The sequence below is a fragment of the Vibrio sp. 2304 genome, assembly GCF_033339475.1.
GTDB classification, from domain to species: Bacteria; Pseudomonadota; Gammaproteobacteria; order Enterobacterales; family Vibrionaceae; genus Vibrio; species Vibrio alginolyticus.
Genome location: NZ_JAWOUQ010000009.1, coordinates 1 through 9,701, shown reverse-complemented (window position 1 = coordinate 9,701; position 9,701 = coordinate 1). Strand labels below are relative to the sequence as shown.

The 9,701-nt window shown below is 41.8% G+C and carries 10 protein-coding genes; 3 read left to right on the top strand and 7 right to left on the bottom strand.

From position 1 onward, the window contains the following. The first annotated feature begins 836 nt into the window (after positions 1–836). Complete coding sequence (locus R7P64_RS17015) at positions 837–1,088, top strand: YgjV family protein (RefSeq protein WP_005376619.1); 252 nt, start codon at positions 837–839, stop codon at positions 1,086–1,088. A gap of 88 nt (positions 1,089–1,176) precedes the next feature. Here the strand turns inward: R7P64_RS17015 and R7P64_RS17010 are convergent, their stop codons facing one another. Both R7P64_RS17010 and R7P64_RS17005 read right to left on the bottom strand, forming a co-directional pair. After that, positions 1,177–1,458: a DUF2218 domain-containing protein gene (locus R7P64_RS17010; RefSeq protein ID WP_005376622.1), complete on the bottom strand. Its 282-nt coding sequence runs from the start codon at positions 1,456–1,458 to the stop codon at positions 1,177–1,179. Positions 1,459–1,499: 41 nt separating this feature from the next. Beyond that, positions 1,500–3,506: a TonB-dependent siderophore receptor gene (locus R7P64_RS17005; RefSeq protein ID WP_005382608.1), complete on the bottom strand. Its 2,007-nt coding sequence runs from the start codon at positions 3,504–3,506 to the stop codon at positions 1,500–1,502. 116 nt (positions 3,507–3,622) lie between these two features. On the opposite strand from R7P64_RS17005, the gene R7P64_RS17000 reads away from it, so the two are divergent. After that, entirely contained in the window at positions 3,623–4,591 is a 969-nt protein-coding gene (locus R7P64_RS17000; RefSeq protein WP_171343175.1) for a helix-turn-helix domain-containing protein, read from the top strand. Between the two features lie 87 nt (positions 4,592–4,678). Then, entirely contained in the window at positions 4,679–5,065 is a 387-nt protein-coding gene (gene cueR / locus R7P64_RS16995) for a Cu(I)-responsive transcriptional regulator (protein ID WP_171343174.1), read from the top strand. Between the two features lie 42 nt (positions 5,066–5,107). On the opposite strand, the gene vctC is transcribed toward cueR, so the two are convergent. From vctC to R7P64_RS16970, 5 genes are all read right to left on the bottom strand, one after another. Beyond that, a complete protein-coding gene (gene vctC / locus R7P64_RS16990) occupies positions 5,108–5,863 on the bottom strand; it encodes an iron chelate ABC transporter ATP-binding protein VctC (protein ID WP_017635379.1) in 756 nt (251 codons plus the stop codon). Between the two features lie 2 nt (positions 5,864–5,865). Next, complete coding sequence (gene vctG / locus R7P64_RS16985) at positions 5,866–6,816, bottom strand: iron chelate uptake ABC transporter permease subunit VctG (protein WP_005376631.1); 951 nt, start codon at positions 6,814–6,816, stop codon at positions 5,866–5,868. Then, entirely contained in the window at positions 6,809–7,744 is a 936-nt protein-coding gene (gene vctD / locus R7P64_RS16980) for an iron chelate uptake ABC transporter permease subunit VctD (protein WP_017820306.1), read from the bottom strand. Before vctD ends, vctG begins: the two co-directional genes overlap by 8 nt. Before the next feature lie 22 nt (positions 7,745–7,766). Beyond that, complete coding sequence (locus tag R7P64_RS16975) at positions 7,767–8,675, bottom strand: siderophore ABC transporter substrate-binding protein (protein WP_065275234.1); 909 nt, start codon at positions 8,673–8,675, stop codon at positions 7,767–7,769. A 163-nt stretch (positions 8,676–8,838) separates the two neighbouring features. Beyond that, positions 8,839–9,519 carry a Crp/Fnr family transcriptional regulator gene (locus tag R7P64_RS16970; protein ID WP_042522565.1) on the bottom strand — a complete coding sequence of 227 codons (681 nt, stop codon included), beginning with the start codon at positions 9,517–9,519 and terminating at the stop codon, positions 8,839–8,841. Between the last annotated feature and the right edge of the window lie 182 nt (positions 9,520–9,701).

Below are 9,701 nucleotides of genomic sequence, written 5' to 3'. Positions count from 1 at the left end.
TCCCATTAACCTTTTTAGATAATTTCTTATTAATTTAGTGCGGCATACTGCACACCTTTATGCGATTAAACTAAGTATTGAATCATTAAACAATCGATAAATACCCTACTACCGAGCAACATAAGTAAAACTTACTCGTAGTCACAGAAATGTGACACATGTGCTGACGCGTAGATATCGAATAATTATATGAAATTGATACCTTATTCTAATTAAGTGTAGTTGTTTTAAGAAAAGAAGAGAGATGAAATCATTCAGCTAAACGCCAGACTGCCGGTTGCGATCAATAATGGAAGAAAAGCAATGAGAATGTTGTATACACCGGAGCGTGATGACAGCTTAATCAATATCGGTGACGAAAAAAACGTAACGATTAAATATTGAACAACATAAATTGCAGGACAAAATGCAACGATACAAAAGTGGCTTACGATATGAATCCCCGCACACCACGAGTTCGGTTTTGTTCTGATATACAGCAAAAAAAACACGAGCAAGCTAATAATAAAATACATAAACACAGCACTTGAAAATAATTATCATTTTCAATCATATGTAAATATTCCCTTACTTTCAATGGTGTTTGAGCTATTAATGTCATCGTTATTATCAATCAACACAATAAGTAAAATTATCAGTAATTCCAGTCCTAAACGTTTGCGTAATCGCTAACCTTCTCTTAACCTTGATTTGAGGCTTTTATCACGGTTTTTCCATTGATATAGTGCGTCCATACAACAAAAAAAGACCATTCGAGGCATGGAGCTTCCTCATTAATCTCAAGATGAGAAGAATTGGTACCGACAAAATTCGGCAGATTTTAAGAGGGTCAAAAAATGGACATGAATATGGTTGAGATTTTAGGTTATGCAGCTTCAATAATGGTCGCTATTTCGCTAACTATGAAAGATATTGTTAAGCTTCGTATCCTTAACTTTATTGGTTGTGCGCTATTTACCGCTTACGGACTAATGATTGATTCTTGGCCTGTAGTATTAACTAACGGTTTTATTGCTTGCGTTAACATCTACTTCCTAGCAAAAATGCAGCAGGAAAAAAAAAGCCTAGAGCCTGAGAAAGCGCAATAGCATTCAAACAATAAAAGCCCGCAAATCATAAGATTGCGGGCTTTTGCTTTTAATATTCCATTTCTATCACAGCATCCCTAAACGAGCGCTAACGAACCCAGCTAAGTGCTAATGTTTCTCGACGAGAAAACATGTCCACATGCGATGAAATGATCGCCTTAACCGTATTCAGTTTCTCTTCTGAATCCGCCTCACAGGTTATAGTTAGGCTAGATGCACAAAGGTTAAACTCCGCTTTTCCCGTCGGAAATGTCACCAAACCGCTATTTTCATTCCAAGTAGCAGGAACCTTTCGTCCAAAATGCCGACAAAGCGTCACTAAGTATTTGTCAGCGTGTTCACTATCTATTCTGGTGCTTTCTTTAATCATGAACTTACTCGTTACTTTGAAACGTCCTATGAAGAACCTTGTTAGAATTGATAAGCTGCAGAGAGCTTGAAGTTGCGACCCGGCTCGTAGTCATCAAGCGTGAAGCCACGTGCAGTCCCCGAACGAGACGCATGAGAGCTGTACAACTCGTCAAATACATTATCAATACCAAAGGTCACGGACAGTCCATCAATATCAGACGGCACCCATTGAGCGTATAGATTATGCACATCATAACTTGCTTTCTTTGGCTGACCATCAAAGACGTTGTCTTCCTCTAGAACAAACATTGAGTTCCACCCGAAGATCGTTTCTAAAGCGTCTGACTGGTAATCCAAAGTTAGAGCAATGCTATCACCCATATCAATGCTACGCCCATTACCCCCAGCAACAGGACCACCAGTATTCTTGTTTTTGGTGTCCGACTTAGAGTAAGAAAGTTTGCTGTTAAACTTGTCGTAACCATAAGAAGCACTTGCCTCAAAGCCTTTAATCTCAACATCACCTAAGTTGTAAATCAGGTAAGTTTGAGTCGCGTTTTGGTACTGGTCTGCAATGTAATCATCAATTTCCGTTTGGAATACCGTAATATTCGCCCCAAAGAAATGCTTATCAAAGGTTTTATCAAAACGAACACCACCCTGCGTGTTCAATCCCGTTTCTGGCTTTAGCCCATCCTCTAAAAATGCAACGTCTTGGTAAGCAATAAAGGTTTCCATTAGCTCTGGACCTTTAAATAGAGAACGTGCACTCGCAAACAACGTCCAATCTTGAGTCACCGCCCACTCTGCAGCTAGAGCCCAAGTCACATCATCATAATTGCTGGTTCCTGTCTCAGCTTTGCGTTTGTAATCATCAAAGCGCATACCTGCGGTAATAAAGAAGGCATCAGAGAAGAAGAACTGATCTTCTACAAACAGTGCGGTTGAAATCGCCGATTCGTCCATAAACTTACGACTACCGTAGTAACTCGAAGACGTTTTATCCATGTAGTCGAAGCCATAAGTGACTCGATTATCAAACTCACCTAACATAACATCTGACTGGAATTTGCCATTCAAACCAAAGTTTTGGTTTTTGGCGGTGTTCTTTGATAAACGGTTCGAGGGCCAACGAGGGGCCATCACCGTTTCGTCACGTTTAATTTCTGTCTCGGTATTATAAAGAGTGACGTTTCCTTGGTGTTGTTCGCCTCGCAACTCGTAACTCAAAGTAACGGTATCGCGGTCATAATCCGTAGGGATAAGTAACTTGCTCGACAGGCTATTATTTGCACTACCAGACATATCAGGACGCGGACTGTAATCTCCACTGTCTCGGTACATGTCATAAGAGAGCTCAAAACGATGGATGTCATTTAGTTCATACCCCAGCTTAGCCAGAATGTTGTAAACATCACCTGCAGCACCATAGGTTTTATTGCCATCACCATCTTCAAAATCATCACGCGTAACGTAATGGCCATAGACCATCGCATCAATGTTTTCGGACAAAAGTCCGTACAGTGTCAACGAACCTTGTTGGTTGTCGTTGGATGCATAGCCGCCATAAACACGCGCACCAAACTTTTCATCGTAACGAAGTAAGTCACGAGCGTCTTTCGTTTCAAAGTAGACCGAACCGCCTAACCCGTTTTGAGTCACAGAGTTATTACCTACCTGAATGTCCGCAGATTTGAGAATGTCAGGGTTCAACGTCAAGTTACCAATATGATGGAACATGCTCGCATGCTGAGAAGCACCGTCAAGACGAATGTCCAAATCGGTTTCGCTCAAACCACGAATCGTAATACGTTGATTCACAGAGTGTGTGCCACCAACATCCACACCGGGAATATCGCGCAGTAAATCAGACATATGATCCGCTTGCTTCAGTGACATGTCGTCCGCAAACATCGACTCAGTGTTGCTGGAAACTTTCGTTCCCCATACAACGACCTCTTCAAAATGTGACTCAGTATCTTGAGCTAAAACAGGGGTTGATAGCGCCATTCCCACTGCAAGGCAAAGGCTTGAAAGCTTGATAGGTGAACAAGCAGGGCTTTCCATAACTTCATTCCTAAATATTAATGATAATAATTCTCAGATATAATAAGCATGAGTTTTATAAATACAAAGGCGATTTGGTTATGCGAAATCGCACAAGTGTTATGAGGAAGTGTCAAATGCAGGAAGTCACAACAAAACGAACTAAAATTGCCAAGATAGCTTTAACCCAAAGACTAGAGGCGACAGAGAAACAATGGATTGTCACGCAAGGCCAACCTTGTCAAACTCAACTGGCCGAAGGTAAGTTCCTATCATATCAGTATAATGATCAAATTTTTGTTCATGGCGGGCGTTGTCTAGAACTTATTGATTCGAATATTGTTTCTACTGCACACGCCTCACTGCTGGTCACTATTCTTTTAGAAGGTAGACTCTCGTTTGGCTACGACGATTTGCAATTTGATTTAGACGCGAGCGACGGCCCTAAGGGTGTAGTGGTGAACTTACTCAAACCTGCAAATTTTCGTCGTTCACTGCTCAAAGATAACCTCATTAATAAGATCAACATATTGGTTAAGCCCCAATGGCTAGAGGCCCGCCTTGAGCAAAATTGTAGTCATCAAGCCTTTTTTAACTCTCATCAGGCGTTTCAACAGTTGGAGCTTAACCAGACGCTATGCGAGCTGGCTGAAACGTTAACAAATAGAGAAACACCGCAAGAGTTTCAAGAGAAGCTAGAGGTCGAAAGCTTGATCTATCAAATATTACATCAAGCCACCAAGCAAATTCCTAAGAATTTCAGTGCTAAAAACAGCAGTATTGAACGACACATTGATGGTCGGATTGAGGATATTGTCAGCTATATTGAAACTCACCTTGATCAAGAACTACGCTTGGAAAAGTTGGCGAGCCAATTCTCAATGAGTGTTTCAAACCTGCAGCGCCGATTTAAACAATCACTTAATATGACCATAAACGGCTACATTCGTTTTCGACGTCTTGAGATTGCTAAGCAACATTTGGAACGTGGCCTAGTGACGATAACAGAAGCCGCCTATGAAGCCGGATACCACCACCCTTCTAACTTCACTTATGCCTTTAAAAAGGCATTTGGTGTGCCACCACATGAAGTGATTAAAGAGTAAGGGGACTCTAGGTAACTGACTGTTATTTAGGAGTGTCTTATCCACAACATCGGTATATACTCGCCTTAAACGTTATGGAGGTTAAACATGAATATTGGTGCTATCGCGAAGCTCACAGGGCTTTCATCTAAGTCGATTCGATTATATGAAGACAAAGGGATCATATCTCCACCAGCGCGTAGCGACTCTGGCTATCGCGAATATTCAGATAATCATATTCAAGAGCTTAACTTGGTATCACGCGCAAAAAGCGCAGGCTTTTCGTTGCAAGAATGCAAAGAGTTCGTACAACTTGCTCATAACCCCAACCGCAAAAGTAGTGAAGTAAAAGCAAGAACCATGGACAAACTGAGAGAGGTTGAAGAAAAAATTGCACACCTCATGGAGATCAAAACGCAACTTGAAGGTTGGGTTTCTTCTTGTCCTGGAGATGCAGAGAGCCGATGCCCAATCATAGACGAGCTCACCAAGTAAGCCCGCCTATCTATTGGTCTCGTTAAAAACGAACTAGCTCGCTTAATGATAAGTACACATGCGCTTACCGTTCAATTCTATGATGTTAAATGGCGTTTCGTAGATGTCCTCTAGCGTAGACGCTTGAATAACCTCTTCAACCGCACCACTCGCCACAACCTTGCCTTTCTTAAGCGCCAATATGACATCTGAGTAACACGCCGCGAAATTAATATCATGAATCACGACCACCATGGCTTTATTCATGTCATGGGCTAACTGCTGCACAACTTTCATGATCTGAAGAGAGTGTTTGATATCTAAGTTATTAAGAGGTTCATCAAGAAAGACATAATCTGTATCTTGTGCAATCACCATAGCAATAAATGCAAGCTGTCGCTGACCACCACTTAATTCATCCAAGTATTTGTCTTGAATATCTTGCAAATCTAAGTAGTCGATCGCTTGTTCTATGACCTCATGATCTTCTTTAGTCAGATTTCCTTTAGAGTATGGGAAACGACCAAAAGAGACTAACTCTTTTACGGTAAACCGCATTGTAATCGAGTTAGCTTGGCGAAGTACTGCCAGTTTTTTCGCTAGCTCTTTTGTGTCCCATTCCGCGATTTCCTTGCAATCAATGATAACACTACCGCCATCTCGCTCCGTTAAGCGCGAGGCCATAGATAACAGCGTGCTCTTTCCCGCGCCATTTGGACCGATAATCGATGTTACCTTGCCCTTTTCAAACTGAGTATTGGCCTCGTCTACGACTTTGTTTGAACCGAAAGCCTTCGTTAATTTGTCTATTACTATCATATTTATACAACTTTGTTTTTCAGCAGCAGGTATAAGAAATACGCACCGCCGATAAAGTTAATTACGACACTCAACGTCGTCTCAAAACTGAACACGTTTTCGATTATCCATTGCCCAGCAAGTAATGAACTGATGGATAGAAACGAACATCCGACCAATAGCGTTTTATGTTGGTAACTTCGGAACATTTCTCGGCTTAAGTTGGTCACTAGTAAACCAAAGAACATGATTGGCCCTACCAAAGCCGTAGAAATAGCAATCAAAACCGCCGAGATAATAAACACATTTCTCGTCACTTTAGGTACATCAACACCCAAACTTTTCGCATTGTCTTGGTCGAGCCAAAACACATCTAAAGTGCGATGCATCCTAAACAACAACCAACATGCAAACATCAAAGCCGGAGCACTAAAGTAAACCAAGTTCACTTTGACATTATTGAAACTGGCGTACAGTTTCGACTGAACAATTGCATATGTGTTTGGGTCCATCAGCAAAGAAAAGAATGACGCCGCATTGGAAAATAGCTGACCAAAGATCAAGCCGACCAATAGCAACGTAATCAAGTTCTTGCTGCCTTTTGAAAAGTAAAACCCAAACAGCAGTAGCGAAAACGACACCATTACAATGACTGCAATCGCGAAATTGACGTACAAGTTAAGAACTAAGGTACTCAACCCACCAAAAATCAACACGATCAAAATTTGGGTTAACACATACAGCGCATCAAAACCCATGATACTTGGCGTTAAAATTCGGTTGTGCGTAATGGTTTGAAATACAAGTGAAGACTGAGCAATGGCCACACCCGCTAGCACTATCGCCAATACTTTAGGAACTCTACGAGACAAAAAATATTGGTAGTTGTCAGCCGTTAGCCCAATACCAATAAACAGACACGCGAAAAGAATCGCAATGCCACCTAGCAGCAGGATTTTCGTTGAATCACGCATGTTGCTTACCTCGCAACAACATAGCGATGAATACCACTCCACCCAATATGCTGATCACGATAGAGATTGGCATTTCATGAGGGAAAATAATTAAACGACTCACCAAGTCGCAACACAACACTAAAATGGCCCCATACATGGCCGTAAGCGGAATGTTCTTTTTGAGGTTATCGCCATAAAAGTGACTCACGAGATTCGGTACAATCAGCCCTAAGAATGGCAACTGGCCAACAATCATCACGACACTTGCTGACATGATGGACACCAATAGCACGCCAATCGTCACAACCTGCTGATAATTCAAACCCAAGTTAATCGCGAAATCTTTTCCGATACCTACGGCGGAGATCCTTGCGGCAAAAAGATAGCTGAGGATAACCATTGGTACCGCGATGTACAGCAGTTCAAAATCACCACGCAAGATGTTAGCGAAGTTTGCGACTGTCCAAGCATTCAGACTTTGAAGTGCATCATATTTGTAAGCGATAAACGTAGTCATGGATTGGATGACATTGCCGAAAATAATCCCGACAAGCGGCACAAAAACCACGCTCTTAAATTGAATGCGCTGAATAAAGAAAACAAACGCCAGCGTCCCAAATACCGAGATGCCGAATACGAGCCAAAGGTGATTGTCGTTACCAAAGAAAACCACGCTCAGTACATAGCCCAACATGGCACATTCGATCGTACCAGTTGTAGAAGGTGCAGCAAATCGGTTCTGGCTGATTTGCTGCATGACAAGACCCGCAATACTCAAGCCAGCACCAGCAAGCAATATGGCAAATAAACGTGGTATACGGCTGGTAAAGAAAAGTTCTAATGCTTTCTCATCACCTGAAAAGAGTTGTTGGGGTGTCATGTTTGCCACCCCAACAAATAACGAAACCGTGCTTAAAACCACAAGGGTTAGCAATAACTTCTTCAAAGTTAACCTCTGCTATCTTGGATTACAGTTCAACGGTTTGCTTTATCTCACTGACCATTTTTTCTGTTGCTGTCACACCAGACATCGACAAGTACCACGCGTCCACATCTAAATAAGTGATTTTATGATTTTTATATGCCGCAGTCGCTTTGACTAAGTCGTTATCCATGGATTTACGAATATCGTTATCCGGCGTACCTGTCAGAGAATTTCGGTCAACCACGAGAATATTTTTCGGGTTAGCTTCACGAATAAACTCATAAGAAATGACATCTCCGTGAGTGCCCGTTTTCACGTGCTCAACCGTTTCCAAGAAGCCAAAGTCGTTATAAATGACGCCAAATCGCGACTGGGCACCAAACGCGCTGATGTTGTCACCCATGCTTAAAATCGTTAATGCATCATTTTTGTTCGATTGGTTGTAGTCGCGGATTGCTTTGAATTGAGTATCTAACGCTTCAATTTTCTGCTCTACTTTTTCTTCGATATTGAAGATCTTACCAATATTGCGCCATTGCGCTTGCGTGCCTTCCCAATAGCCTTGGTTTTCTTTCGCCGCGAAAACAACTGTAGGGGCAATTTCACTCAGCTCTTCATATTTCGCAGACGCTCGCGGACCAACCAAAATCAAATCCGGTTTTTGCATGTAGATGGTTTCAAAATCAGGTTCAAACAAACTACCCGCAGAGGTGTAGTTATCTTTGCTGTATTTTGAAAGGTAACTAGGAAGATTAGAAGAGTTAGATACTGCAACGGGATCGATACCAAAGTTGTCCAGCGCATCTAGCGGGCCAAAGCCAATCACAACCACACGCTCTGGGGATTGTTCTAGCTCTGTTTGACCCATGTAGTGGTCAATCACAACTTTAGCAGCGAAAGAAGGAGAAACAGTAAATAACGACAGCATAGCCGCACCGACGAATTTTTTCATTTTGTTAAGCCTTAATGAGATCTATTATCATACGCGTTCGCAATATAACGCTACTCTTTAATGCATTCAACAAAATTTAAGGTACTTTACATTAGTTACGTTTACTCAAGACTTAGATATATCAAAGACTTATAAAACCCATTAGTTTCAATACCTGGGCGTATCATTCATGCGCTTCAATAAACGCTTTGAGTGCCAGCTCATCAATAATCTCCAAACCGTTGTCTGTTTTGGTAATCAATCCCTTTTCAATCAAGTCCTTAACTGCACGTCGATAGACTCGGCCTGAGGTGCCAAACCGCTCAGCCTCTTGGTTCACTTTATCAAAGCCACCAAGGAGCTTATCCGTCTGATTACGGACGAGAAGATCATAGGCAATGTTGTAAGTAATGGGATGCAACAAACGATTAGTGTAGATATCCATGGAGTCTTGATAATCCTCAGCCAATGCTGAAGCGAAGAACACCATCATTTCAGGATGATTTTGCAGAGCTTCGGTTAGTTTTTGGATACAGATAACATCAACCTGCATATGTTCATCTGCTATCACATTCCATTGACAAGGGGTCTGAGTGAAGAACTCCATTTCACCATAAATATGATAGTCGCAGTTAGCTTCCCCTAATTGAAAACGTCGTCCATTTGCGGCCAATATGTTCATCGAGACTCGACCTACTGGCACAACATACAAGTACTGAAGTTGCTCACCTTGGCGGAGAATTGCTTCCCCAGCATCAAAGTAACGCGAATTTATTTGGCATTGATAAATCAAATCGCGAAAGGTGGCACTCTTTTCTTCAAGGTATGTTTTGAAGCGACCAGTCGGATAAGGGCTGATTTTCATTTTCTGCTCTCTCAGAAAAAGTTACGGACAACTATTTAAGGTGGATTGTACCCCGTAACTCCAAATAAAAAAGCGACAGTGACCTGTCGCTTTACATCTATTCTGTGTGCCGTCCTAAATAAGGTTGACACTTTCCACCCCCCAAAATTGGAGAGTGTTATGAAATCAACAACTAAAAGAAC